Here is a 24,871-nt window from a genome sequence, read left to right as displayed (position 1 = left end):
CGCCGCAGCCCACGCGCCGAGGTCACGCGAGCTGTTTGATCTCCAGGCTCTCGCGGGACGCGCCGGCGGAGACCGTTGCGAAGGCCGAGTAGCCGTCGGATGCCGCCCGCTCGAGAAGCGGCTTGAGGTTCTTCGTGCGCTGCTCGAGCCGCACGCGCGAGCCCTCCGCGACGAGCACGGCCTTGAGCGCGAGGAGCTCCCCGACCGGCACATCGCGGTCGTGCACGAGCACGACGGCGGCTGCGCCGTCCGCCTCGGCCGACGTCACCAGGTCGACGATGCGCTCGAACCCGATCGAGAAGCCGACGGCGGGCACGTCCTGACCGAGGAACCGGCCGATCATGCCGTCGTACCGCCCGCCGCCGCCGAGAGAGTACGACACCGAGGGATGCGCCAGCTCGAAGATCGTGCCCGTGTAGTAGCCCATGCCGCGCACGAGGAACGGGTCGAACACGAGCGGCACGTCTGCGACGAGGTCGCTCACCCGGCCGCGCGACGCCACGACGGCCTGCCCGATCCCGACGAGGTGCGCCACGACGTCGTCGGGCGCGCCCTCGGGCAGCGCCTTGCGGATCTGCCGCTCGCCGTAGGGGTTGTACTCGAGCGTCATGGGCCGCCGCAGGAACGCCTCGAACGCGTCGACGGCGGCCGGCGTCGCGCCGCGGTCGCGGAGCTCGGCGACGATGCCCTCGGGACCGATCTTGTCGAGCTTGTCGATCGTGATGAGCACGCCGGGACGCTCGTCGGGCGTGAATCCGAAGCTGTCGAGCATCCAGTCCAGGGCGCGCCGGTCGTTGATGCGCACCGATCCGCCCTCGAGGCCCAGCGCGTCGACGGCGTCGAGCGTCGCGACGACGAGCTCGGCCTCGGCGCGGGCCGAGGCATCCCCGATGATGTCGATGTCGCACTGCACGAACTGGCGGTAGCGGCCCTTCTGGGGACGCTCGGCGCGCCACACGGGCGCGATCTGGATGGCGCGGAAGACCGTCGGCAGCTCGGCGCGGTGGCTCGCGTAGAAGCGCGCGAGCGGCACCGTGAGGTCGTAGCGCAGGCCCAGGTCGGTCAGCGCGGACTGGTCGTCCGCCGCGGCGCGGACGGCCTCGGCATCCATGCCCCGCTTGAGGATGTTGAACGCGAGCTTCTCGTTGTCGCCGCCGATGCCCGCATGCAGGCGGGCGTACTCCTCGACGACGGGCGTCTCGATCTCGTCGAAGCCGTGCGCGCGGTAGCGCTGGCGGATGACGGCGAGCACGCGCTCGCGCCGGGCCTTGTCTGCGGGAAGGAAGTCGCGCATGCCGCGCGGCGGATTGACGGATGCCACGGCTCTATCTTTTCAGGTCGGCTGCCACGTCCCAGAACAGGAGGATCGGCGACCCCAGGACGATCCCGCCTCCCGCGTCCTGTCTCAGCCGTCGCTCCTGTTTTCGGGAGGGGTGGATGTGGTTTCGGGGGGCGTGGACGCCTCGGCGGAGCGGATGCTCCGCTCCAGGTCACGGAGACGTTCGCGCAGCGCCCGCTCGGCGTCCCAGCCGTGGGCTCGGGCCGTCGCGACGAGGGCGAGGAGCGCGTCGCCGAGCTCGGCCTCCGACGCCACTCCCGACTCGACCTTGCGAGAGCGGGGATTCTCGTCGAGACCCGGGGCGTCGCCCTCGGCTTCGGCGGGAATCCCCGGCTTCGGCGATGGGGCGGGGACCGGAGCGCCGACCGAGGTCGCCTTGCCGAGGAGCTTCTGCGCGAGCGCGAGCGAGGGCATGTGCGAAGACACGCCGTCGAGCACGCTCGTGCGCGAGCCCTTCTCGGCGGCCTTCGCGGCGTTCCAGTGCACGAGCACCTCTTCGGGCGTGTTCGCGACGGCGTCGCCGAAGACATGGGGATGCCGGCGCACCATCTTCTCCGTCAGCCCGCGTGCGACGTCGTCGATGTCGAACGGATCGTCGGCATCGCGCGACGCGATCTCGGAGTGGAAGAGCACCTGCCACAGGAGGTCGCCGAGCTCTTCGCGGAGGTCGTCGCGCGTTCCCTCCTCGACGGCGTCGATGAGCTCGGCGCTCTCCTCGACGAGGTAGGGCACGAGGGCGCGGTGGTCGATCTGCTGCGTCCAGACGCAGCGGTCGCGCACGGCGCGCATCGTGTCGGCGGCCTCGCGCAGCGGGTCGGCGCCGACGCGCGGCCATCCGTCGTCTTCGGTCATGTCGTCTGCTCCTCCACGGCTGTGCCGGCAAGGCGATGGTGGCGCACGCGGAGGGTCAGCAAGATCCCCGCCGCGATCGCCGAGATCACCGAGCCGGCCAGGACGCCGAGCACGGCCTTGTCGCGCACGACCGCGTCGGCCGCGAACGCGAGGTTCGCCAGCAGCAGCGACACGGTGAAGCCGATGCCGCCGAGCGCGCCGACCGCGATGAGGTCGCCGAGCGCGAGCTTGGGGTGATCGGGCGTTCCCACAAGACGCTGGCCGAGCCAGCCGAGCCCGGCGATGCCGATCATCTTTCCGACCGGGAGCGCGATGAGCACGCCCCAGAACACGCTCACACCCGGTCCGCTGAAGTCGGGGATCGGGACGAGCGCCGCCGTGAAGGCGAACAGCGGCAGGATCACGGCGTTGACCCACGGCTCCATCACATGGCGCGTCACGAGCGCCGGCGTCTGCGCCATCGCGAGCCCCAGCAGCACACCGGCGATCGTCGCGTGCACGCCGGACAGCAGGATGAACACCCACGTGAGGGCGGCGAGCACGACGAGAAGCGCGATCACAAGACGGCGCGCCCGCGTGTGGAGCATGCGGCTGAGGATGCCGAACAGCACCGTCGTGAGCAGGCCGGCGGCCAGCATCCCGTAATTCAGATCCGTCGCGAACAGCACCGCGATGAAGACGATTCCGACGACGTCGTCGATGATCGCGAGGGCCAGCAGGAAGATGCGCACGCCGGAGGGAAGGCCTCGGCCGAACACGGCGAGCACACCGAGCGCGAATGCGATGTCGGTCGCGGTAGGGATGGGCCAGCCCTCTTGGAAGCCGCTCCCTGCGGTGATGAGCAGGTAGATCGCGATGGGCACGATCACGCCCCCCGCCGCCGCGAGGGCCGGCTGGATCGCGCGCCGCGCGCTGCGCAGCTCGCCGCGCGTGAGCTCGAACTGCAGCTCGACCGACACCATGAAGAAGAAGAAGACGAGGAGGCCGTCGGACACCCAGTGCGTCAGCGAGAGGTCGATCGGCGTGCCGGGGATCGCCAGATGCGCGTGCGACAGTTCGATCACGTCGTGGCCGATGGGCGAATTGGCGATGACGAGGCCTGCGACCGCCGCGATGAGCAGCAGGATGGCAGGGAACCGGGCGGATCGAAGCAGCTTCACGAGACCTCCGAGAGTGAAGTTTGTCACACGTCACGAACGTGAAACACCGCGGCGATACGGTGGAACGCATGCCCGAACTCACCAAGACCGAGGCGATCGACCTCGTCGGTCGCTACGAAGCCGGTCAGGAGATCCCCGAGCGGATGCGCGCCGACGTGCGCAAGCTCGGCGCCCTGCTCGGGCGCGTCCTGCGCGAGAGCGGCTCGCCGGGCCTGTACGAAGACGTCGAGCGACTCCGAGGCGCGACGATCCAGGCCTACACCGACGAGACTCCCGAGGCCTTCGCGCGGGCGGCCGCCATCGCCGATTCCTTCACGGTCGAGCGCGCCGACGAGGTCGCGCGCGCCTTCACCGTGTACTTCCACCTCATGAACCTCATCGAGGAGCACCAGCGCGTGCGCATCCTCCGCGAGCGCGACGGGCGTCCCGAGAAGGAGGATGCCACCGACTCGGTCGCCGCCGCGTTCGTGCGCCTGGCCGCCGAGGTCGGCGACGACACGGCGCTCAAGCGCCTGCAGTCGATGCGCTTCCACCCGGTCTTCACCGCGCACCCCACCGAGGCGCGCCGGCGCGCGATCTCGCGCAGCATCCGCCGCCTCGCGACCCTCCTCGACGAGCACGACGCCATGCTGCGCAACGGCGCCGACGAGCGTCGCGCCGAGCGCCGGATGGTCGAGGAGATCGACACGCTGTGGCGAACGGCGCCCCTGCGCGCCGAGAAGCCGGCGCCCACCGACGAGGTGCGCGCCGTCATGGAGATCTTCGACGAGACGATGTACACGTCGATCCCGCATGTGTACCGACGCATCGACGACGCGCTGCAGGGTCCGGCGGCGGGCTCGCGCGCGCCCATCGTGCGCCCCTTCGTGCGCATCGGCTCGTGGGTCGGCGGCGACCGCGACGGCAACCCGTTCGTGACGTCGTCGGTCACGCGCAAGGCCGCCAAGATCGCGAGCCAGCACATCCTGCTGGGCCTCGAGCGCACGACCAGCCGCATCGGCCGCACGCTGACCCTCGACGCAGCCACCACTCCCCCGAGCGCCGCGCTGACGGCGCTGCTCAAGCGCCTCGTGATCGACGACGAGGATGCCGCGGCGGAGATCGCGAAGCGCTCGCCCAACGAACCGCACCGCCGCGCCCTGCTGCTCATCGCACGCAAGATCGCCGCGACCGAGCGACGCGACGCGGCGATCGCCTATGCCGACCCCGAGCAGCTGCTCGCCGACCTGCGCGTCGTCCAGGAGTCGCTGGTCGCGGCCCCTGCGCCGCGGCAGGCGTACGGGCACCTGCAGCAGCTCATCTGGCAGGTCGAGACGTTCGGGTTCCACCTGACCGAGCTCGAGGTGCGCCAGCACTCCGCTGTGCACGCGAAGGCGCTCGCCGAGCTCGACGCGGGCGGTGCGCGCAGCGAGCAGACCGAGGAGGTGCTCGAGGTCTTCCGCAGCATCGCAGCGATCCAGCGCCGCCTCGGCCCTCGCGCGGCCGGCCGCTACATCGTGTCGTTCACGCAGTCGGCCGACGACCTCGCCAATGTGCATCGCCTCGCGGCGTACGCGGCGGGCGAAGGTGGCGACACCCCCGTGCTCGACGTCATCCCGCTGTTCGAGACCTTCGCCGACCTGCAGGCCGCGCCCGGCATCCTCGCCGAGATCGTCGAGCACCCCGCGTTCGCGGCGCGCCTCGCGGCGACCGACCGACGCCTCGAGGTCATGCTCGGCTACTCCGACTCGTCGAAGGACGTCGGACCGGTCGCCGCGACCCTCGCGCTCTACGAGGCGCAGGCGCGCATCGCCGCGTGGGCCGAAGACAGCGGCATCGAGCTGACCCTCTTCCACGGCCGCGGCGGCGCGCTCGGCCGCGGCGGCGGTCCCGCCAACACGGCGATCCTCGGTCAGCCCCCGCACTCGGTCGACGGGCGCTTCAAGCTCACCGAGCAGGGCGAGGTCATCTTCGCGCGCTACGGCGACCCGGCCATCGCGATGCGCCACATCGACCAGGTCGCCGCGGCCGTGCTGCTCGCGTCGGCACCCTCCATCGAAGAGCGCAACCGCGCCGCCGCCGAGCGGTACGCCGAGGCGGCCGCGACGATGGATAAGGCATCCCGCGACCGCTTCTTCGCGCTCGTGAAGGCTCCGGGCTTCGCGCCGTGGTTCGCGCAGGTGACCCCCATGGAGGAGATAGGCCTGCTCGCGCTCGGCTCGCGCCCCGCGCGACGGGGGCTGTCGGTCGAGTCGCTCGAAGACCTTCGCGCGATCCCGTGGGTGTTCGCGTGGACGCAGGCGCGCATCAACCTCGCGGGCTGGTTCGGCCTCGGCACGGCGCTCGAGGCCGTCGGCGACGAGGAGCTGCTGCGCCGCGCGTACGACGAGTGGCCGCTGTTCCGCACCCTGATCGACAACGTGGCGATGAGCCTCGCGAAGGCCGACAGCCGCATCGCGCGCAGCTACCTCGAACTGGGCGACCGCGACGACCTCGCCGAGGTCGTCATGGACGAGCTCGTCCTCACGCGGTCGTGGGTCATCCGCGTCGCGGGCGGCGCCGAGCTGCTCGAGAACCGTCCGATCCTGCAGCGCGCCGTCAAGCTCCGCAGCCCCTACGTCGATGCCCTGTCGCTCCTGCAGCTGCGCGCCCTGCGGGCGCTGCGCGAGGCCGCACTCGAAGGGATCCCGGCCGATCCCGATCAGCAGCGCCTGCTGCTGCTCTCGGTCAGCGGCGTCGCGGCGGGCCTGCAGAACACCGGCTGACACGCGCGTCGCTCCCGCGCGCCGGGAAGGCGCGGCGTACCGTGGGCGCCATGGTCAGGACGTGGGATGACGGCCCGGCAGTGGCCGTCGAAGTGTGTCCCGTCTGTGCGTCTCTGCGGGTGCAGACGGTCGAGCCGGATTGGTTCACGGTGGAGCTGGAGCGCGGCGACGAGCTGCGACGCCAGGTGTTCGAGATCGAGTTCAGCTGCCGCGACTGCGGGTCGGTCTGGAGCTAGCGTCGGGGTGAGGGATGCCGCGGCATCCCGTCATTCCAGCTGTCGGTCGTGGGCGTGCCGGGCGAGCCCGCGGCCGTAGCGCTCGGTGAGCTGCACCATGAGATCGGGCGTGTCGCGGTCAAGTCCGAAGACGTAGCCGGGGAAGTCGAGTTCGCGCTGCGCCGCCCAGATCTCCTCGTGCCGGTCGGGGGGAAGGATCTGCACCGGGTCGCCGACCGCGACCCAGCCGATGGGCACCGTCGACTCCTCCGGCAGTGTCGTGCGCAGGTGCACGACGGCGTTGATGCGCACCTCGGTGCGGGCGCCGATGTGTGCGCCGTTGAAGATGCGCGTGCCCGTCGCGAGGAACACCTCGTCGCCGATGATGGCACCCGAGACGCTCGCCATGGGTCCCACCAGCACGTGGTCGCCGATGTGCACCGGGTTCGCCGCCGTCGCCCGGATGAGGGCGTTCTCCATGACGATCACGTTCTCGCCGAGAGTGATCGCCCCGCCCTCCGCGGTGATGACGGCGCCGTGCAGCACATGGCAGTCCGGGCCGATCGTGACGTCGCCGCTGATGACGGCCGTCGGCGCGACGACGGCTTCGGGATGGATGCGGGGGCTCGCCCCGAGATGCTCGAACTGCATCGTTCCTCCTGCGTGGTCGGTGCCAGCGTATCGTCGCGGGCTCGCGCTGCGAGTGGCCGCGCCCGGTCGCCCTAGGGTGGAGGAGGCTTCCGAGCCCTGCCCCCTCTCGACCAGAAAGCTCCACCGTGACCGAGACCCTCCTCGCCCTGCCCGCCGTCGTGCGCGACGTCTACGACACCGTCGTCGCCCGCAATCCGCACGAGCCCGAGTTCCAGCAGGCCGTGCACGAGGTGCTCGTCTCGATCTCGCCCGTGCTTGAGACGTACCCGCAGTTCGTCGAGGGCGGCATCGTCGAGCGGCTCGTCGAGCCCGAGCGCCAGATCATGTTCCGCGTCCCGTGGGTCGACGACGCCGGACGCCTGCAGGTGAACCGCGGCTTCCGCGTGCAGTTCTCCTCGGTGCTCGGCCCCTACAAGGGCGGCCTCCGCTTCCACCCGTCGGTGAACCTGTCGATCATCAAGTTCCTCGGCTTCGAGCAGATCTTCAAGAACGCCCTGACGGGTCAGGGCATCGGCGGAGCCAAGGGCGGCAGCGACTTCGACCCGCACGGCCGCTCCGACGCCGAGGTCATGCGCTTCTGCCAGTCGTTCATGAACGAGCTGTACCGCCACCTCGGCGAGCACACCGACGTGCCGGCCGGTGACATCGGCGTCGGCGCGCGCGAGATCGGCTACCTGTTCGGCCAGTACCGCAAGATCACGAACCGCCACGAGTCCGGCATGTTCACGGGCAAGGGCGTGCAGTGGGGCGGTGCGGAGGTGCGCACCGAGGCCACGGGCTACGGCGCGGTCTTCTTCGTCGACGAGATGCTCGGCGTGCACGGCGAGTCGCTCGAAGGCAAGCGCGTCGCGATCTCGGGCTCGGGCAACGTCGCGATCTACGCGACCGCCAAGGCGTGGCAGCTCGGTGCCCTCCCCGTCACCGCTTCGGACTCGTCGGGCTGCATCGTCGACGACGCCGGCATCGACGTCGATCTGCTGCGCCAGGTCAAGGAGGTCGACCGCGCGCGCATCAGCGAGTACGCGGCACGCCGCCGCTCGGCCCGCTTCGTCGAGGGCGGCCGGCCGTGGGAGGTCGCAGTCGACATCGCGATCCCGTCCGCGACGCAGAACGAGCTCGACGAGGACGACGCCCGCACGCTCATCGGGAACGGCGTCCGCGCCGTCGCGGAGGGCGCCAACATGCCCTCCACGCCCGGCGCCGTCGCCGCGTTCCAGGAGGCCGGCGTGCTCTTCGGACCGGGCAAGGCTGCCAACGCGGGCGGTGTGGCGACCTCGGCGCTCGAGATGAGCCAGAACGCCGCGCGTCAGCGCTGGTCGTTCGACGACAGCGAGGCCAAGCTCCGCTCGATCATGAAGAACGTGCACGACTCGGCCTTCGACGCCGCCGCCCGCTACGACTGCCCCGGCGACTACGTCGTCGGTGCGAACTCCGCAGGCTTCGAGCGTGTCGCGCACGCGATGCTGGCACAGGGCGTCATCTGACGGCCGGCGGCGGGGGCCTGGCGAAAACAGGAGGTCTGGCGCCGACAGGTCGATCCGCGTGGAATCGGCCTGCGTGCGCCAGAACTCCTGTTCTGGCGCGCGGCCGATGAGGCGGAACGCGTGTTTCCGGCGGCCGCGGACCTACTGATGTGAGGCCGACCGCGAGTTTCGCGATGGCCGACGACCGGCTTGCGTCAGGCCGCCGCAGCCCGCGCGAAGTCGTCGAGAAGCGCCCGGAGCGCCGCGGGGTCGGCCCCGGCGTCCTCGGGGTGCCACTGCACGCCGACCGCCCACGCGTCGCCGGCGAGCTCGACCGCTTCGACGATGCCGTCGGGCGCCGTCGCGCTCACGACGAGTCCCTCCCCGAGCCGGTCGATGGCCTGGTGATGGCCCGACCGGATGTCGTGGGCGCCGGCGCCGAGAATGCCCGCAAGGCGCGTGCCCGCGGCGACGTCGACGGGGTGCGTGAGCATCAGCACGTCCGGATCCTCGTCGCGGTGCATGCCGGAGCCGAGGTCCTGCACGAGCGTGCCGCCGAGCGCGACATTGAGCAGCTGCGCGCCGCGGCAGATCGCGAAGACCGGCGTTCCCGCGTCGATCGCGGCGCGCATCAGCGCACCCTCGAAGGCGTCTGCCGCAGCATCCGCCGAGTCCATCCACGTGCCGGCGGGTTGCGCCGAATAGCCTGCAGGATCGACGTCTGCGCCCCCGAGCACGATGACGCCGCGGCTGCTGGAGACGAGCGCGTGGGCCGAGGCATCCGGAGCCGCCGCGTTCACCCAGCGCACGTCGAGCCCCGCCTCGCGCGCCGCGTCGCCCGCGATGTCGGCGAGCTCGCGCAGCTCGCGGGCGAACTGCGCGTCGTGGCGCGGGGTCGAGCTCGAGTAGGTGACGACGACAGGGATCACGGCGTCGCACCGCCGGCGTCGGCGGCCGGCTCGGGCCACAGCTGCTCGAGCAGCTGTCCGACCCACGCGATGAGGTCGGCGTCGCCGACGGATTCGCCGCCCGCCGTGGGCAGCGGCACGACGAGCGCCTCGCCGCTCGCGACGAGCTTCGCCTTCGGGTACAGCCGCTGCAGGCGCACGCGGCGCGAGTCGGGCAGGTTCGCCGGCGCGATGCGCAGGTTGGGTCCCATCGCGACGACGTCGGCGAGCCCCGCGCGAGCGGCGCGGCGGCGGAGGCGCGCGACCGCGACGAGGCCCTCGACCTCGGCGGGGGGCTCGCCGTAGCGGTCGCGGAGCTCGTCGATGACGAGGCCGATCGATTCGTCCTTCGCGGTGGCGGAGGCCGCCGCCGAGAGCTTCTGGTACGCCTCGAGGCGCAGTCGCTCGCTGTCGATGTACGACTCGGGGATGCGCGCCTGCACGGGCAGCTCGAGCCGGAGCTCGGCGGGGCCCTCGTTCTCCTCGCCGCGGAAGGCCGCGACGGCCTCGCCGATCATGCGGAGGTACAGGTCGAATCCGACGCCGGCGATGTGTCCTGCCTGCTCGGCGCCGAGTAGATTGCCGGCGCCGCGCAGCTCGAGGTCTTTCAGCGCGACCTGCATGCCGCTGCCGAGGTCGTTGTTGACGGCGATCGTCTCGAGCCGGTCGGCCGCGGTCTCGGACAGCGGCTTGAGGTCGTCGTAGAGGAAGTACGCGTACGCCCGCTCCCGCGCGCGGCCGACGCGCCCACGCAGCTGGTGCAGCTGGCTGAGCCCGTACTTGTCGGCGCGGTCGATGATGATCGTGTTGGCGTTCGAGATGTCGAGGCCCGTCTCGATGATCGTCGTCGAGACGAGCACGTCGGCCTTGCGCTCCCAGAAGTCGTCGACGACCTGCTCGAGCGCGTGCTCGCCCATCTGGCCGTGCGCGACCGCGATGCGCGCCTCGGGCACGAGCTCGGCGAGCTCGGCCGCGACGCGCTGGATCGACTGCACGCGGTTGTGCACGTAGAACACCTGGCCCTCGCGCAGCAGCTCGCGGCGGATCGCGGCGGCGATCTGCTTGTCGTTGCGCGCTCCGACGAAGGAGAGGATGGGATGCCGGTCCTCGGGCGGTGTCTGCAGGGTGGACATCTCGCGGATGCCGGTGACCGCCATCTCGAGCGTGCGCGGGATCGGCGTCGCGCTCATCGCGAGGATGTCGACGTTGGTCTTGAGCTTCTTCAGCTGGTCCTTGTGCTCGACGCCGAACCGCTGCTCCTCGTCGATGATCATGAGCCCGAGGTCTTTGAAGATCACCTTCTCGGTGAGGATGCGGTGGGTGCCGATGACCATGTCGACGGTGCCGTCGGTGAGGCCTGCGATCGTCTCGCGCGCCTGCTTGTCGGTCTGGAAGCGCGAGAGCGGCCGCACCTTGACGGGGAACCCCGCGAACCGCTCGGAGAACGTCTCGAGGTGCTGCTTGACCAGGAGCGTCGTCGGGACGAGCATCGCGACCTGCTTGCCGTCCTGGATCGCCTTGAACGCGGCGCGCACGGCGACCTCGGTCTTGCCGAAGCCGACGTCGCCCGACAGCAGCCGGTCCATCGGGATCGGCTTCTCCATGTCGGCCTTGATCTCGTCGATCGTCTGCAGCTGATCGGGGGTCTCGGCGAACGGGAAGGCCTCTTCGAGCTCGCGCTGCCAGGGGGTGTCGGCGCCGAACGCGTAGCCCTTCGCGGCCATCCGCGCCGAATACAGCTTGACCAGTTCGACGGCGATGTCGCGCACGGCTTTGCGAGCCCGGCCCTTCGCCTGCGCCCAGTCGCTGCCGCCCATCTTCGACAGGGCCGGCGCCTCTCCCCCGACGTAGCGCGAGAGCAGGTCGAGCTGGTCGGTGGGCACGAAGAGCTTGTCGCCCGGATAGCCGCGTTTGGACGGCGCGTACTCGAGCACGAGGTACTCGCGCACGCTCTTCACGGCGTTGCGCCCGCCGCTGGACACCTCGCGCTGCGTGAGCTCGACGAACTTGCCGATGCCGTGCGTGGCGTGCACGACGTAGTCGCCGGTCTTGAGCTGCAGGGGGTCGACGACATTCTTGCGCCGCGACGCGAGCTTCTTGACGACCCGGTTGTCGCCGCCGATCGTGCGGCCGTAGAACTCGGTCTCGGTGAGTACGGCGAGCTTCGCGTCGGGCGCCTCGAAGCCGCGCTCGAGCGCCGCGACGACGACGTGCGCGACGCCGGCCTCGGGAGCCTGATCGAGCAACTCGACCTTGCGGGCGGCGATCCCCCGCTCCGCGAGCACATCCCGGGCGCGCTCGACGAGCCCCGTTCCGGATGCTGCGACCACGACCCGCCAGCCGTCGGCGAGCAGCTCGCCGACGTGCGCGGTCGAACCGTCGACGTTGCCCTGGAACGACGGAACCGCCGAGCCCGGCACGCGGATCGCGGCCGAGGCCTCGAGCGCGACATCGATGTCCTCGTCGAGCAGGCCCTCGGCGCTCGCGGCGGCCGCCCCCGAGTCGAAGCCGGAGAGCGTCCACCAGGCGTCGCCCCGATCGCCCGCGGCCTCGCGGAGCTTCGGAATGGTGAGGAAGTCGCCCGCGCCCAGGTCGATCGGCGTGCTCGCGCCCGACGTCGCCGCGAACCAGGCGGCATCCAGGAACTCCCGGTTCGTCTCGCCGAGCGTGATGGCGCGCGTGACCGATCGTTCAGGATCGACGAGGGCGACCGCCGATCCCTCGGGCAGGTAGTCGACGATCGTGACGAGGCTGTCGACGAGCGCCGGCGTGAGCGACTCCATGCCCTCGACCGGGATGCCCTCGGCCATCTTCTCGAGCATGCCCCGGATGGCGGGGAACTCATCCTTCAGCTGGCGCGCGCGCGCCCGCACGCCGTCGGTGAGCAGCAGCTCGCGGCTCGGCACGAGCGAGACCTCGCGCACCTCGCCGGGGAGCGAGCGCTGGTCGGCGACCGAGAACGCCCGGATCTGGTCGACCTCGTCGCCGAAGAACTCGACACGGAACGGATGCGGCGCGGTGGGAGGGAAGACATCGAGAATGCCGCCGCGCAGCGCGAACTCGCCGCGCCGCGAGACCATGTCGACGCGGTGATAGGCCAGCTCGACGAGGCGCGCCGCGACGTCGCCGAGGTCGAATCCCCGGCCGCCGACGACGAGCTCGATGGGCGCCGCATCGGCCAGGCCCGCCGCCAACGGCTGCAGGGCGCCGCGCACGGACGCCGTGACGATGAGCGGCGCGTCGGCGGTCCGCGCCGCGACGCGGCGCAGCACCTCGAGGCGACGGCCCACGGTCTCGGCGCTCGGGCTCAGCCGCTCGTGCGGCAGCGTCTCCCACGCCGGGAAGTGCATGACCTCGCCGCGGGGCAGCAGCGTCTCGAGCGCCGTGCCGAGCGATTCGGCCCGACGGCCGGTCGGAGCGATCGCGAGGAGTACGGGCGGGCGCCCGGTTGCACGGCGTCGCTCCAGGAGCGCTGCGAGCAGCGGGGCGTCGAGGCCGTCGGCGAGCGAGAAGTCGGCGTCGACGGACGCTGAAGCCACGGCATCCCGGAACGAGTCAGCCTGTTCTAGGGCGCGCACGATCCCGGGAACTGTCACCGGAAGAGTCTATTCGCGCCCTCCGACATGCGGGCTCCAGGCGGCGACGCGCGGCTCCTAGGATGAGTCGCGTGACCGACCCCGTGCCGCCGCGCCCGCCGCTTCCGAACCCTCCCGCGGGTCAGGATGCCGCGCCGCAGGCACCCTCGGGCGAGCAGGCGTCCTACGCGCCGGTGCCGCCGGCTCCGCGGCATCCCCCCGGCCCGCAGGCCGCCCATCCGCCGGCGCCGCAGCAGAGCGCCCACCCGCAGCCTCAGGGGGCCTATCCGCCGGCTCAGGCGCCGCATCCGCCGGCTCAGGCGCCGTATCCGCCGGCTGCAGGGCCTCATCCGCCTGCGCAGGGCTCGTACCCGCCGGCGCGGGGCGGCTACCCTCAGCCGCCGCAGCAGGCAGGATACGCACAGCCGCCGCAGGCGGGACACGCACAGCAGCCACAGGCGGGACACGCACAGCAGCCACAAGCGGGGTACGCACAGCCGTCGCAGCAGGCAGGATACGCACAGCCGCCGCAGGTGGACTACGCACAGCCGCCGCCGCAGGTGGGGTACGCGCCGCCGCAGCAGGCAGGGTACGCGCCGCCGCAGCAGGCCGGACACGCGCCGGCCCCGCCGTCGTTCGCCGCCCCGTCGGGCTATCCCCCGCCCTCGTCATACCCCGGGTATCCGGGCACGGCGCCCCGCCCGCCGGCGCCGGAGCCCCTCGCTCCCGCCTACGTCGCGCCGTCGGGATACCCCGGACCATCGGCCCAGCCCGCGTTCGGCGGTCCGCTGGCCGCTCCCGAGCGCCGACGCACGCTCGGCGTCGTCGCGCTCGTGGTCGGCATCATCGCCGCGGTCGGCTCGACGCTCGTCGTGTCGATCGCGTCGTTCCAGATCGGCCTCGGCACGGGCAAGGAGCTCGCGAACCGGCCACTGTCGAGCGACTTCGACTGGAGCGTCCTGTCCCCCGTGCGTGACTGGGTGCTGCTCGGCGAAGTGTCGTTCTGGGTGGGGACGGCCCTCGGCCTGTGGGCCCTCGCACAGGGCATCGTCGCGATGGTGACCGATCGCGGCCGCGGTGCCGGCATCGCCGCCGTCGCTCTCGCCGTGTTCGCGCCCGTGGCGTTCTTCGTCGCCGTCAACGTCTTCATCTCGGCAGGCTTCGCCGCGGGATCGGGTGTCGGCGGCTGACGCCCCTCGCGGGTTCGGCGTCGACCCCTCGACAAGCTCGGGGACCGAGGCGAGGAGTTCGCAGACCTCGGACGTGCACAACTGCGGAGAATCTGCGCGGCGCGCCGAGGTCACCCGGCGCGTCGGGCGAGATCTCCGAAGCTGTGCACGCGCGGAGAGCGCGTCAGACCCGCGGGGCGTGATGCTTCTGCTGCGCGGCGAGGAGGCCCTCGCCGATCAGCTGCTCGACGGCGTCGGCCGCATCGCCGACGAGGATGTCGAGGTTCTTGCGCTCGGTCGCGCCCCAGGGGTCGAGCACCCAGTCGGCGGGATCCTGCCGGCCGGACGGGCGCCCGATCCCCACGCGCACGCGGGGGAAGTCGGCTGTGCCGAGCGCCTTCGCGACGTCGCGGACGCCGTTGTGACCGCCGTGCCCGCCGCCGACCTTCAGCTTGATCGTATCGAACGGGATGTCGAGCTCGTCGTGCACCACGACGACATGGTCGGCATCGATGCCGTAGAACTTCACGAGGCCGGCGACCGGGCCGCCCGAGACGTTCATGAACGAATTCGGCTTCGCGAGCACGATCTTCGGGCCGCCCGGGCGCAGCCAGGTCTCGGCCGCCCGCGCGTTCGCCTTGTGCTGTTTGAACGCTTCGCTTCGCCGCGCCGCGAGCTCGTCGACGACGAGCTGGCCGACGTTGTGCCGCGTCAGCTCATAGCGCGGCCCCGGGTTGCCGAGCCCCACGACCAGCCACGTCTCCGCCATGCTCTCCATCCTCCCCGATCGCGCGTGCGCAGAATGCGACGAGGGGGCGCGGCATCCCGCACCCCCTCGCCGTGTGGAACCGGATTACTCCGAGGCGGTCTCGGACTCCTCGGCCTGCTCCGAGGCCGCGGCCTCGTCAGCGGCCTCGATCTCCTCGACGGCGGCGGCCGACGGCACCGCGACGGCGACGATCAGCAGGTCGGGCTCGGAGACGAGCGCGGCACCGCGCGGGAGCTTGAGGTCGGCGGCCGTGACGTGCGTGCCGTCCTCGAGGCCCTCGACGTCGAGCTCGACGTGCTCGGGGATGTGCGTGGCCTCGACCTCGAGCGAGACACTCGTGGTGTCGAGGGCGGCGATGGCGTCACCGGCGGGCTCGCCCACGACGACGATCGGCACGTCGACCTGGATCTTCTCGCCGGCCTTCACGACGAGGAGGTCGATGTGCTCGATGATCTGGTGCACCGGGTCCTTCTGGACGTCCTTGACGAGCGTCAGCTGCTGCTTGCCGTTGACGTCGAGCTCGAGCACCGCGTTCGCACGGCGGATCAGGAGCGCGACCTGGTGGCCGGGGAGCGCGACGTGCACGGGGTCGGTGCCGTGGCCGTAGATGACGGCGGGGATCTTGCCGGCGGCGCGGAGGCGGCGGGCGAAGCCCTTGCCGAAGTTCTCGCGGACCTCGGCGTGGACCTTGGTGTCGGTCTCGGTCGACATGATGGTTCTCCTTGCGGGCGCACGGGCCCGTTCTGGTCAGGCGTGGAGCCTGGCGTATTGGGGTCTGGATTCGACTCGAACGCGAGCGCGTGAGGAAAGCCGTGAGCCTTGATCACCGCGTCGATCACGGATGCCGCAGCCGACCGCAGGGCCGGTGCGAGGCATCCCTCGCCGAAGTTCAATCGACGAGTCTACCAGGGCCCGCGGCCCCGCTACGATGAGGAGCGCCCGCTCCCCCAGACTTCGGAGGTTTCCATGGACTACGGCTCCGCTTCGCACGTCGTGCTCTGGGTCATCGGGCTCATGGCCCTTGTCGGCGCCATCGGCGTCGTGGGCGCCTTCTGGACGATGGGCCGTCAGGCCTACCGCAAGGACTGAGCGCGCACCGCCGTCAGACGGCGGGGTCGAACGCGAGGAGCACCTTCGACGACACCGACGGATCGCCCGCGATCTCGAGGGCCTCGAGCGCGCGCGACGCGGGCAGGACGTGGGTGACGATGCCGTCCACGGCGAGAGAACCGTCGGCGAGCGCGGCGATGACCTCGTCGAACTCGTCGCCGAACCGGAACGAGCCCACCAGGTTCAGCTCACGCGTGATCGCGGTGGCGAGCGGTGCCTCGACCGCGCCATGACGCTGCAGGCCGAGCATGACGACGGTCCCGCCACGCCGGCACGCGGCGATCGCAGCCGCGAGCCCCGGCACGGTTCCGCTCGACTCCACGACGATGTCGGCATGCAGCGCGGCGATCGCCTCGTGGTCCCGTGCGTCGAGCGTGCGTGCGCCGAGCGACTCGGCGATGCGCCGCGGCGCCGGCTCGAGATCGGTTGCGACGATCTCCGTCGCGCCATGGTGCAGGGCGACGGCGACCACGAGCAGTCCGATCGGCCCCGAGCCGATCACGGCGACGCGCTTGCCTGGCACCTCGCCTGCGCGCCCGAGCCCGTGCCACGCGACCGCGGCGGGCTCGGCGAGCACCGCCCGCGCGAGCGGCAGGGCGTCCGGCACGGTGTGCAGCATGCGGGAGGGCAGCGCGACGCGACGCGCGAAGCCGCCCTGCGTGTGCGGCAGGTGCATGGCGGACCCGAGGTATGTGGAGGCGGGTGCGAGGTTCGGGCGGTCGGCCGGCCACGGGGTCGCGCCGTCGCCGCGCGGTGTGAGCGGATGCACAGTGACGCGCGTGCCCGCGCCCGGACCGGAGCCGTCCGAGGCCGCTGCGACGACGGTGCCCGACACCTCGTGCCCGAGGAGCATGGGCTCGCGCAGCACCGACTGGCCGGCCGCACCGTGGCGCCAGTAGTGCAGGTCGGACCCGCACACTCCCCCGAATGCGATCTCGACGACCGCCTCGTCGGCAGCGGGCTGAGGCTCGGGGAGGTCGATGACGCGGACATCGCCGGCGTCGTAGGCGATGACTCCCGGATTCGACACGGTGTTCTCCATCCGGCGTCAGACCGTCGGGGTGACGAGCACGACATCGCCGACCTGCACTTCGACCACCGCTCCGGGCTCGATCGGAACCGCCGTGAACGGCGCGCCGGTCATCACGATGTCGCCCGGGCCCAGCGGTGACCACCTGGCGACATACGCGAGGCATTCCCTGATCGATGACGGCAGGGCTCCGGCATCCGTCTTGGCGACGGTCTCTCCGTCCACGCGAAGCGTCAGGGCGATGGTGTCGAGGTCGGCGCGGGTGTCGATCCACGGCCCGAGCGGCGTGTAGCCGGCACCGGACTTCGACTCGAAGTTGCGCGGGTCGAGGGCCGACCGGTCGGGACTGGAGAGGTCGTTCACCGCCGTGAGCCCGAGCACGTACTCGTGCGCGTTCTCGGCGGTGAGGCCCGTCGTGTCGCGCCCGATCACGACGGCGATCTCGCCCTCGGCGACCGTGGTGCCGGCATCCCTCCGCAGCTCGACGGTGCACCCGCTCGCGACGACTCCGCGCGGGCTCTTGAGCCAGGCCTGCACGGGCGAGGGATGCGACGGCCCGTTCTGCGCGATGCCCACGACGAGCCCCGGTGTGCTCGGTGCGAGGAGCGGTCCGTCGCCGCCGGGCCCGATGTCGGCGGGCTCGCGCGACGCGGCGAGCGCGGCGTACGGGTCGGCGATGACGACCCAGCCGTCGGCGGTCTCGCGCACGTGCCGCTCGCCGCCGTCGACGAGGGCGCGTCCGATGCGCATCAGACGACCGCCGTCATGCCGCCGTCGACGTAGAGCGTCTGGCCGTTGACGAAGTCGCTCGCGGGGCTCGCGAGGAAGACGAGGGCGCCCACGAGGTCGCGCGTGCGTCCCCAGCGCCCGGCGGGCGTGCGCCCGCGCACCCATTCGGAGAACCGCTCGTCGGCGACCAGCGCCTGCGTGAGCTCGGTGTCGAAGTAGCCGGGTGCGATCGCGTTGGCCTGGATGCCGTGCGGGGCGAGGTCGGCGCACAGGCCCTTCGTGAGCATCGCGATCGCACCCTTCGTGGCGGAGTACGGGGCGATGCCGGGGCGGGCGAGCTGCGACTGGACACTGCCGATCTGGATGAGCTTGCCCGACCCCCGCGCGACCATGCCGCGCGCCACTCGGCGGGAGACGTAGAAGACGCTCGAGAGGTTGGTGCTCACGAGGTCCGTCCAGTCCTCGTCGCGGAACTCCGTGATGGGCGCGCGGCGCTGGATCCCCGCGTTGTTCACGAGGATGTCGAGCGCGCCGTGCTCGTCTTCGAGGGCCTGGATGCCGGCATCCACCGCCGACGGATCCGTGACGTCGAACACGGCGCTGCGCACATCGCGGCCGACGCCGGTCGCGATCCCGTCGGCCGTGGCGGCCGCCTTCGCGGCATCCCGTCCGTGGACGATGACCGTGGCTCCCGCCTCGGCGAGACCCTGCGCGAGCGTGCGTCCGATGCCCTGACTCGAGCCGGTGACGAGGGCCGTGCGACCCGTGAGGTCGAAGGCGGCGGTCCCGGTGGCGACCGCGGCGTCGGTCGTGGCCATGACGCGGTCACCGGTCCCGATGGCCACGCCGGCGTCGGTCGTAGCCATGACGCGGGCGTTGGTCACGGCGGTCACCACTGGACGGTCCGGATCGTCACGGTCGTGGCGCTCACGTCGTCGCCGACCTCGTCGCGCGACACCTTCACGGCGTCGTCGATGCGGGTGAGGTCGCGGCGGAGCGTCTCGGGGACGAGGAACGTCGAGGCAGCCGTCACGGTGGCGAGCGTCGCCATGTAGATCGCGAGCAGCAGCCAGTTGCCGTTGCTGACGGCGATCAGGTACGCGCCGAGCACGCCGGCGAGGCCACCGGCGAGGACGGCCGACAGCTCACGAGCCATCGCGACGCCGAGGTAACGGTGCCGGTTGCCGAAGAGCTCGGGGAGCATGGCGCACTGCGGTCCGAGCATCGAGTTGACCCCGACGCCGATGCCGACGGCGACGACCGCGATTGCGAGGTAGTAGTTGCCCAGCGACAGCAGCCACCATGCGGGGAACGAGTAGCAGAGCAGGAACACGGCACCGAAGCGGTACACCGTGCGGCGGCCGAAGCGGTCGGACAGGGCGCCGGTCAGCGGCACCGAGAAGATCCCGATGAGCGAGCCCAGCGTGACGCCCCACGTCAGGAGGCTGCGATCCGCGTCCGCGCCGACCATCGAGACGAAGAACGTCAGCGCGAGCGTGTTGAACATGTACGACCCGCCGTTCTCGGCCATCCGCAGGCCGATGCCGACGATGACGCCCGGCAGACCGCGGGTGAAGATCTCGCGGATCGGGTGCTCCGCGATCTGCTCGTGCTTCTCGAGCTCGACGAAGGTCGGCGTCTCCTTGAGACGCATGCGGATGAACAGCGCCACGAGGATCAGCAGGAACGACGCGAGGAACGGGATGCGCCATCCCCACGCCAGCAGCTGGTCTTCGGGCAGCAGCGAGATGAGGCTGAAGACGACGGCCGCGAGGAGCGTGCCGGCCTGGATGCCGATGAACGGCAGCGCGGAGAAGAAGCCGCGGCGGCGCACCGGCGCGTACTCGGCCATGAGGACCGTCGCACCCGCCTGCTCGGCACCCGCCCCGAAGCCCTGCAGGAGGCGCAGGAAGACGAGGATGATCGGCGCCAGGATGCCGATGGCCTCGTAGGTCGGCAGCAGGCCGATCGCGGTCGAGGCCCCGCCCATCAGCAGGATCGTGATGACGAGCACCCACTTGCGTCCGAGCCGGTCGCCGAGCGTTCCGAAGAACAGGCCACCGAACGGCCGCGCGAGGAAGCCGACGCCATAGGTGGCGAACGCCGCCACCGTCGCCATCGCGGGGTCGTCCTGCGGGAAGAACAGAACGTTGAAGATCAGCGCGGTCGACAGCCCGTAGAGGGCGAAGTCGAAGTACTCCAGGGCGCTCCCCACGCTCGAGGCGAGCGTGGCGCGGCGCAGGTTGGCGGCGTATTCAGGGTCTTCCGTCGGCGGTGGCGCCAGGTCGGGCTTCGAGGTGCTCATGCCATCTCCTTCGATCGGCTCGCCGAGGTGGCGATGTCCTCACGATACCACCCTGATGGACAGAGTTCAATATGTTGAACAGCAAATCTCAGCGAGAAGCTTTTCTCCCCGCCGCACTGAACGGATTCGTGAGGGCCTCGACGGCATCCGCGAGAGCGCCCGCGACCCGTTCGACGTGTGCGTCGTCAGCCTCGGCGGCCGGCATGCCGACGCCGAGCGCGAGCTGCGGATCGCCGGGAGCCCACGGATCGAGCGGCACGGCGACGCCGACGATGCCCGGGTACGACTCCTCGGCATCCAGCGCCCAGCCGCGCTCGCGTGCGCGGGCGAGCCGCTCCAGGAGCGCCGCCAGATCGGTGGGCGACCGGTCGGTGAGCTGCGGGAAGGGCGCCTGGCTTTCGAGGAGCTCCGTCACGGCGTCGTCGTCGAAGCCCATGAGCAGCGCCCGGCCCGTCGCCGAGAGCGCCGCGGGAAGCCGCGACCCGAGAGGAGTGCCGAGCCGCACTCGCGCGCCGCCCTCGTGGCGGGCGAGATAGAGCGCATCCGTGCCGTCGAGCATGGCGACCTGCACGAGCTCATGGCGGAGCACGGGAGAGGCGTCGCAGACGGCGTAGAACTCGCGCACCTGCTGGAACTGCACGGCGAACGCGCCGCCGAGGACGGCGGTGCGCCGTCCGAGTCGGAAGCCGAGCGCGACCCGCTCGATCATGTCCGACGCCTCCAGAGCGAGGCAGAGGTTCGCCGTCGACGACTTGGCCAGGCCGAGGCCCGTGGCGAGCTCGGTCAGCGTCATCGGCCCGTTGGCCTGCGCGAGCAGATCGAGCAGACGGATGCTGCGCGTGACGGCAGGCGCGGGGTCGCGGCCGAGGCGGTCGTCCTGGTCGTCGGTCATCGGCGTCCCTTCGCTCGGGGACGTCCGGGCGTCCCTCAGTAGAACTCGACCGTATCCACCACGCTGGACAGGGCGCGACCATCGAGGAGCCGTGTCGCGCTGTCGGCGAACCGCCGCGCGATGCGCTCCTCCTCCTTGCTGCTCAGCGCAGCCGTGTGAGGGCTCACGAGCACCCGCGGGTGCGACCACAGTCGCGAGTCGCGGGGAAGCGGCTCGACTTCGAAGACGTCGAGGGCCGCGAACGAGATGCGTCCGTCGTCGAGCGCGTGAAGCAGCGCCGCTTCGTCGATGACGGTCCCGCGCCCGACGCTCGCGAGGATCGCGCCCGGCTTGACTGCCGAGAGCACCCGCTCGCCGATCAGGTGGTGGGTCTGCTCGGTTCCGGGCAGCGTCACGACGATCGCGTCCGCCTCGGCGACGGCCGATTCGAGCTCGTCGAGCGGGATGAGCCGATCGACCCCGTCGACCGGAGCTCCCGAGCGGCTCGTCCCCCAGACACGCGCGCCGAGCGCGCTGAAGCGGCGCGCGCACTCGGCGCCGATCCCGCCGAGGCCCACGACGAGCACCGTCAGCTCGTCGAGCTGGCGCATCTCCCAGCGGTCCGGCCACGCCCGGCTCCCCTGATCCTGCAGCAGCCGGGGCAGGCCCTTGGCGCCGGCGAGCACGCCGAAGACGGCGAACTCGGCGAGCGGCCCGCCGTGCACGCCGGCGCTCGTGGTGAAGACGATGCGGTCGAGCGCCTCACGGTCGAGGCCGGCCGCCTTGACCTGGCTGCCGCCGCCGGCCGCGGTCGTCATGACCCAGCGCAGACGCGGGTTCGCCGCGACGGTGCGCGCCAGCGCCGCCGGGTCGACATCCGGGATGCCGAACAGGGCGTCGGCGGAATCGATCAGCTCGTCGAAGGCGGCCTGCTGCTGCGGAGTGCGAACGAAGGCCGGGTCGCCCGACCAGTCGGCGGCGCCGCGCATGGGCCGCATGAGAGTGTGGTCGCGCACGACCTCGACTCGCGGCTCGAGTTCCTCGATGAGAGCGCAGAGCTCTTCGCGCAGGGGCACGGCGGCCACGACGCGGAGCGTTGCGACGGCGGTCTTCACTGAGTCGATCATCCGGATCCCTTCCTCGGGGTCAGCGGTGCGGAGTCTGATTCGAGTCTAGCGTGAGTTCAACCTGTTGAACACTGTTCCATTGGATGGACTCTGCGCTAGGCTCCTCTCATGAGCACCTTCGAGGGAGAAGTCGACACAAGCCGGGACGTCGTGGGCGTCATCGGGCTCGGGGCGATGGGCGAGCCCATGGCACGGCGCCTCCTCGCCCACCGGGGTCGCCTCGTCATCCACGCCCGGCGGCACCACGCGGAACTCGTGGCCGCGGGAGCGACCTGGGCCGCGACACCCGCCGAGCTGGCCCGGCAGGTGGACGCCGTTCTCGTCATGCTCCCCGACCTGCCCGAGCTCGAGGCGCTGCTCGACGGTGCCGACGGACTCCTCGCCGGCGACCGCGAGCTGCTCGTCATGATCGGGTCGACGTCGTCGCCGACGGGGGTGCGAGCGCTTGCCGCCCGCCTCCGCGACGAGACGGGCGGCCGTGTCCGCGTCGTCGACTGCCCGGTCTCGGGCGGCACCGACGGCGCCGCGTCCGGGACGCTCTCGATCATGCTGGGCGGCGTATCCGCCGACACGGCGAGCGCCGCCCGACTGCTCTCCCCCTGCGGGCGACCCGTGCCGCTCGGACCGCTCGGCGCGGGCGAGGTGGCGAAGGCCTGCAACCAGCTCGTCGTCGCCGCGACCATCCTCGCGCTCGGCGAGGCCACCGTGCTCGCCGAGCGATCGGGCATCGATCCGCAGGCCCTCTGGGATCTGCTCGGGAGCGGATACGCGGGCTCGAACCTGCTCGCCAGCCGCAAGGCCAGGCTCGTGACGGGGGACGATTCGCCGAGCGGCGCGGCGCGCTACATGCGCAAGGACCTCGCGTTCGCGACCGACGTCGCCGACGAGACCGGCACGCAGGCGGTCGTGCTTCCCGCGGTGCGAGCCGCGTTCGAAGAGCTCATCGCGGCGGGCCTCGGCGACCGCGACATCGCTGTCACGAAGCGGTTCGTCGCGGAGCGCGGCGCATGACCCCGCCTCACAATCCGAGGCGCTCGACGGTGAGCATCACGCCCAGACGGCGTAACACGGGTGCGGCAAACTCTAGGCTTGATGTCAACCCCTGCGCGATCTATTCAAGGAGCACGTGTGTCTGAGACACCTTCGAATACCGAGCCCGACGTCCAGACGAAGATCTCGACCGACCAGGACCAGGCCCCCGGTGTGGCGGCCACCGCCCACGAGGGAGCTCCGGCTCGGGAGGACGTCGAGCGTTCCGTTCCGACCCCCGAGGGTCCGGATGCCACGGCCGCCGCGACCGCCAACATCGGCGTCGTCGGGCTCGCGGTGATGGGCTCGAACCTCGCCCGCAACCTCGCCAGCCGCGAGGGCAACACCGTCGCGGTGTACAACCGCAGCCGGTCCAAGACCGACGAGCTGACCGCAGCCCACCCCGAGGCCGAGTTCGTCCCCGCGTTCTCTTACGAGGAGTTCGCCGCGTCGCTGCAGAAGCCGCGCGCCGCGATCATCATGGTCAAGGCCGGCCGCCCCACCGACGCCGTCATCGACTCGCTCGTCGAGGTGTTCGAGCCCGGCGACATCATCGTCGACGGCGGCAATGCCCTGTTCACCGACACCATCCGCCGCGAGAAGGCCGTCCGCGAGACCGGCATCAACTTCGTCGGCGCCGGCATCTCCGGCGGCGAGGAGGGCGCGCTCAACGGCCCGTCGATCATGCCCGGCGGCTCGGACGAGTCGTGGGTGACCCTCGGCCCGATCCTGAAGTCGATCGCCGCGGTCGCCGAGGGCGAGCCGTGCGTCACGCACGTCGGCCACGACGGCGCCGGCCACTTCGTGAAGATGGTGCACAACGGCATCGAGTACGCCGACATGCAGCTCATCGCCGAGGCGTACGACCTCATCCGCCGCGGCACGGGCAAGACCCCCGCCGAGATCGCCGAGGTCTTCGCCGAGTGGAACACCGGCGAGCTCGAGTCGTACCTCATCGAGATCACCGCCGAGGTGCTCCGCCAGGTCGACGCCGCCACCGGCCGGCCGCTCGTCGACGTCATCCTGGACCAGGCCGGCGCCAAGGGCACCGGCGCGTGGACCGTGCAGACCGCGCTGTCGCTCGGTGTGCCGGTCTCCGGAATCGCCGAGGCCACCTTCGCCCGCTCGCTCTCCAGCCACCCCGAGCAGCGCGAGGTCTCGCGCGACCTGCCCGGCCCTTCGACAAGCTCAGGGACCGAGGAGGGCCTCACCGTCGACGACGCCGACGCGTTCATCGAGGACGTGCGCCTCGCCCTCTACGCGTCGAAGATCGTCGCCTACTCGCAGGGCTTCGACGAGATCCGCGCCGGCGCCGCGGAGTACGACTGGACCATCGACCTCGGTGCCGTCTCGAAGATCTGGCGCGCCGGCTGCATCATCCGCGCCCAGTTCCTCAACCGCATCGCCGACGCGTACGCCGCCGAACCCGAGCTGCCTGTGCTGCTCACCGCACCGTACTTCGTCGAGGCCCTCGGCCGTGCGCAGGGCGCGTGGCGCCGCATCGTGTCGGCCGCCGCAGGCGCCGGCATCCCGGCCCCCGCGTTCTCGTCGTCGCTGTCGTACTACGACGGCCTCCGCGCCGAGCGCCTCCCCGCCGCGCTCGTGCAGGGCCAGCGCGACTTCTTCGGCGCCCACACCTACAAGCGCATCGACAAGGAAGGCACCTTCCACACGCTGTGGTCCGGCGATCGCACCGAGATCGAGGCGGAAGACACGCACTGACGCCGAGCCGTCGGGCACCGACGCGAAGGGCCGAGCCGCTGAGGCTCGGCCCTTCGCCGTTCCT

21 protein-coding genes are annotated in these 24,871 nt (G+C 71.5%); 7 read left to right on the top strand and 14 right to left on the bottom strand.

Features of this window, described 5'->3' with window-relative positions; genetic code table 11:
* Positions 1–22: 22 nt before the first annotated feature.
* The 3 genes from ACH3VR_RS04905 to ACH3VR_RS04895 form a co-directional block, all read right to left on the bottom strand.
* Complete coding sequence (locus ACH3VR_RS04905) at positions 23–1,294, bottom strand: histidine--tRNA ligase (protein WP_396639657.1); 1,272 nt, start codon at positions 1,292–1,294, stop codon at positions 23–25.
* A gap of 111 nt (positions 1,295–1,405) precedes the next feature.
* Positions 1,406–2,191: a MazG family protein gene (locus tag ACH3VR_RS04900; RefSeq protein ID WP_396639622.1), complete on the bottom strand. Its 786-nt coding sequence runs from the start codon at positions 2,189–2,191 to the stop codon at positions 1,406–1,408.
* Positions 2,188–3,351, bottom strand: a complete 1,164-nt coding sequence (locus ACH3VR_RS04895) for a Na+/H+ antiporter NhaA (protein WP_396639621.1) — start codon at positions 3,349–3,351, stop codon at positions 2,188–2,190. The genes ACH3VR_RS04900 and ACH3VR_RS04895 overlap by 4 nt, the downstream gene beginning before the upstream one ends.
* Positions 3,352–3,419: 68 nt before the next feature.
* On the opposite strand from ACH3VR_RS04895, the gene ACH3VR_RS04890 reads away from it, so the two are divergent.
* Together ACH3VR_RS04890 and ACH3VR_RS04885 are read left to right on the top strand one after the other, a co-directional pair.
* Positions 3,420–6,095 (top strand): phosphoenolpyruvate carboxylase, encoded by a 2,676-nt coding sequence (locus ACH3VR_RS04890; protein ID WP_396639620.1) that lies wholly within the window; start codon positions 3,420–3,422, stop codon positions 6,093–6,095.
* A gap of 50 nt (positions 6,096–6,145) precedes the next feature.
* Positions 6,146–6,331, top strand: a complete 186-nt coding sequence (locus ACH3VR_RS04885) for a hypothetical protein (protein ID WP_396639619.1) — start codon at positions 6,146–6,148, stop codon at positions 6,329–6,331.
* Between the two features lie 30 nt (positions 6,332–6,361).
* Here ACH3VR_RS04885 and ACH3VR_RS04880 read toward each other — a convergent pair whose 3' ends face one another.
* Entirely contained in the window at positions 6,362–6,961 is a 600-nt protein-coding gene (locus ACH3VR_RS04880; RefSeq protein ID WP_396639618.1) for a gamma carbonic anhydrase family protein, read from the bottom strand.
* Between the two features lie 146 nt (positions 6,962–7,107).
* On the opposite strand from ACH3VR_RS04880, the gene gdhA reads away from it, so the two are divergent.
* Positions 7,108–8,445, top strand: a complete 1,338-nt coding sequence (gdhA, locus tag ACH3VR_RS04875; protein ID WP_396639656.1) for an NADP-specific glutamate dehydrogenase — start codon at positions 7,108–7,110, stop codon at positions 8,443–8,445.
* Between the two features lie 194 nt (positions 8,446–8,639).
* On the opposite strand, the gene ACH3VR_RS04870 is transcribed toward gdhA, so the two are convergent.
* A complete protein-coding gene (locus tag ACH3VR_RS04870) occupies positions 8,640–9,353 on the bottom strand; it encodes a gamma-glutamyl-gamma-aminobutyrate hydrolase family protein (protein ID WP_396639617.1) in 714 nt (237 codons plus the stop codon).
* Entirely contained in the window at positions 9,350–12,967 is a 3,618-nt protein-coding gene (mfd, locus tag ACH3VR_RS04865) for a transcription-repair coupling factor (RefSeq protein WP_396639616.1), read from the bottom strand. The genes ACH3VR_RS04870 and mfd overlap by 4 nt, the downstream gene beginning before the upstream one ends.
* 71 nt (positions 12,968–13,038) lie before the next feature.
* On the opposite strand from mfd, the gene ACH3VR_RS04860 reads away from it, so the two are divergent.
* On the top strand, positions 13,039–14,136 hold the full coding sequence (locus tag ACH3VR_RS04860; protein WP_396639615.1) for a hypothetical protein: 1,098 nt from the start codon (positions 13,039–13,041) through the stop codon (positions 14,134–14,136).
* Between the two features lie 163 nt (positions 14,137–14,299).
* Here ACH3VR_RS04860 and pth read toward each other — a convergent pair whose 3' ends face one another.
* Positions 14,300–14,884: an aminoacyl-tRNA hydrolase gene (gene pth / locus ACH3VR_RS04855; protein WP_396639614.1), complete on the bottom strand. Its 585-nt coding sequence runs from the start codon at positions 14,882–14,884 to the stop codon at positions 14,300–14,302.
* 84 nt (positions 14,885–14,968) lie between these two features.
* Positions 14,969–15,595: a 50S ribosomal protein L25/general stress protein Ctc gene (locus tag ACH3VR_RS04850; RefSeq protein WP_396639613.1), complete on the bottom strand. Its 627-nt coding sequence runs from the start codon at positions 15,593–15,595 to the stop codon at positions 14,969–14,971.
* Positions 15,596–15,850: 255 nt separating this feature from the next.
* Between ACH3VR_RS04850 and ACH3VR_RS04845 the strand changes: the two genes are divergently transcribed.
* Positions 15,851–15,973, top strand: coding sequence for a hypothetical protein (locus ACH3VR_RS04845; protein WP_396639612.1), 123 nt, complete (start codon positions 15,851–15,853; stop codon positions 15,971–15,973).
* A 13-nt stretch (positions 15,974–15,986) separates the two neighbouring features.
* Here ACH3VR_RS04845 and ACH3VR_RS04840 read toward each other — a convergent pair whose 3' ends face one another.
* The 6 genes from ACH3VR_RS04840 to ACH3VR_RS04815 all read right to left on the bottom strand — a co-directional run bounded on the left by ACH3VR_RS04840 (position 15,987) and on the right by ACH3VR_RS04815 (position 22,056).
* The gene (locus ACH3VR_RS04840) at positions 15,987–17,024 is read right to left on the bottom strand and encodes a zinc-binding dehydrogenase (protein WP_396639611.1); all 1,038 of its coding nucleotides are present in this window, start codon (positions 17,022–17,024) and stop codon (positions 15,987–15,989) included.
* 18 nt (positions 17,025–17,042) lie between these two features.
* Positions 17,043–17,774 carry a fumarylacetoacetate hydrolase family protein gene (locus ACH3VR_RS04835; RefSeq protein WP_396639610.1) on the bottom strand — a complete coding sequence of 244 codons (732 nt, stop codon included), beginning with the start codon at positions 17,772–17,774 and terminating at the stop codon, positions 17,043–17,045.
* Positions 17,774–18,571: an SDR family oxidoreductase gene (locus ACH3VR_RS04830; RefSeq protein WP_396639655.1), complete on the bottom strand. Its 798-nt coding sequence runs from the start codon at positions 18,569–18,571 to the stop codon at positions 17,774–17,776. Before ACH3VR_RS04830 ends, ACH3VR_RS04835 begins: the two co-directional genes overlap by 1 nt.
* Before the next feature lie 71 nt (positions 18,572–18,642).
* Positions 18,643–20,058 carry an MFS transporter gene (locus ACH3VR_RS04825; RefSeq protein ID WP_396639609.1) on the bottom strand — a complete coding sequence of 472 codons (1,416 nt, stop codon included), beginning with the start codon at positions 20,056–20,058 and terminating at the stop codon, positions 18,643–18,645.
* An 88-nt stretch (positions 20,059–20,146) separates the two neighbouring features.
* Entirely contained in the window at positions 20,147–20,950 is an 804-nt protein-coding gene (locus ACH3VR_RS04820) for an IclR family transcriptional regulator (RefSeq protein WP_396639608.1), read from the bottom strand.
* 35 nt (positions 20,951–20,985) lie between these two features.
* Entirely contained in the window at positions 20,986–22,056 is a 1,071-nt protein-coding gene (locus tag ACH3VR_RS04815; RefSeq protein ID WP_396639607.1) for a D-2-hydroxyacid dehydrogenase, read from the bottom strand.
* A gap of 108 nt (positions 22,057–22,164) precedes the next feature.
* On the opposite strand from ACH3VR_RS04815, the gene ACH3VR_RS04810 reads away from it, so the two are divergent.
* Complete coding sequence (locus tag ACH3VR_RS04810) at positions 22,165–23,067, top strand: NAD(P)-dependent oxidoreductase (RefSeq protein ID WP_396639606.1); 903 nt, start codon at positions 22,165–22,167, stop codon at positions 23,065–23,067.
* A 117-nt stretch (positions 23,068–23,184) separates the two neighbouring features.
* Positions 23,185–24,807, top strand: a complete 1,623-nt coding sequence (gndA, locus tag ACH3VR_RS04805) for an NADP-dependent phosphogluconate dehydrogenase (protein ID WP_396639605.1) — start codon at positions 23,185–23,187, stop codon at positions 24,805–24,807.
* Positions 24,808–24,871 lie beyond the last annotated feature (64 nt).

It is taken from the genome of Microbacterium alkaliflavum, assembly GCF_044325405.1.
Taxonomy (GTDB): domain Bacteria; phylum Actinomycetota; class Actinomycetes; order Actinomycetales; family Microbacteriaceae; genus Microbacterium; species Microbacterium alkaliflavum.
Note: the sequence above shows the minus strand (reverse complement) of the source record. Positions and strands in the feature narration are given on the sequence as shown.

What these genes read in the sequence shown, in the direction of transcription:
- ACH3VR_RS04845 (WP_396639612.1), top strand. Translation starts at nt 15,851, where the DNA reads ATGGACTACGGCTCCGCTTCGCACGTCGTGCTCTGGGTCATCGGGCTC.
- ACH3VR_RS04820 (WP_396639608.1), bottom strand. Translation starts at nt 20,950, where the DNA reads ATGACCGACGACCAGGACGACCGCCTCGGCCGCGACCCCGCGCCTGCC.
- ACH3VR_RS04880 (WP_396639618.1), bottom strand. Translation starts at nt 6,961, where the DNA reads ATGCAGTTCGAGCATCTCGGGGCGAGCCCCCGCATCCATCCCGAAGCC.
- ACH3VR_RS04905 (WP_396639657.1), bottom strand. Translation starts at nt 1,294, where the DNA reads ATGCGCGACTTCCTTCCCGCAGACAAGGCCCGGCGCGAGCGCGTGCTC.
- pth (WP_396639614.1), bottom strand. Translation starts at nt 14,884, where the DNA reads ATGGCGGAGACGTGGCTGGTCGTGGGGCTCGGCAACCCGGGGCCGCGC.
- ACH3VR_RS04850 (WP_396639613.1), bottom strand. Translation starts at nt 15,595, where the DNA reads ATGTCGACCGAGACCGACACCAAGGTCCACGCCGAGGTCCGCGAGAAC.
- ACH3VR_RS04830 (WP_396639655.1), bottom strand. Translation starts at nt 18,571, where the DNA reads ATGGCCACGACCGACGCCGCGGTCGCCACCGGGACCGCCGCCTTCGAC.
- ACH3VR_RS04890 (WP_396639620.1), top strand. Translation starts at nt 3,420, where the DNA reads ATGCCCGAACTCACCAAGACCGAGGCGATCGACCTCGTCGGTCGCTAC.
- ACH3VR_RS04810 (WP_396639606.1), top strand. Translation starts at nt 22,165, where the DNA reads ATGAGCACCTTCGAGGGAGAAGTCGACACAAGCCGGGACGTCGTGGGC.
- ACH3VR_RS04825 (WP_396639609.1), bottom strand. Translation starts at nt 20,058, where the DNA reads ATGAGCACCTCGAAGCCCGACCTGGCGCCACCGCCGACGGAAGACCCT.
- ACH3VR_RS04815 (WP_396639607.1), bottom strand. Translation starts at nt 22,056, where the DNA reads ATGATCGACTCAGTGAAGACCGCCGTCGCAACGCTCCGCGTCGTGGCC.
- ACH3VR_RS04835 (WP_396639610.1), bottom strand. Translation starts at nt 17,774, where the DNA reads ATGCGCATCGGACGCGCCCTCGTCGACGGCGGCGAGCGGCACGTGCGC.
- ACH3VR_RS04885 (WP_396639619.1), top strand. Translation starts at nt 6,146, where the DNA reads ATGGTCAGGACGTGGGATGACGGCCCGGCAGTGGCCGTCGAAGTGTGT.
- ACH3VR_RS04900 (WP_396639622.1), bottom strand. Translation starts at nt 2,191, where the DNA reads ATGACCGAAGACGACGGATGGCCGCGCGTCGGCGCCGACCCGCTGCGC.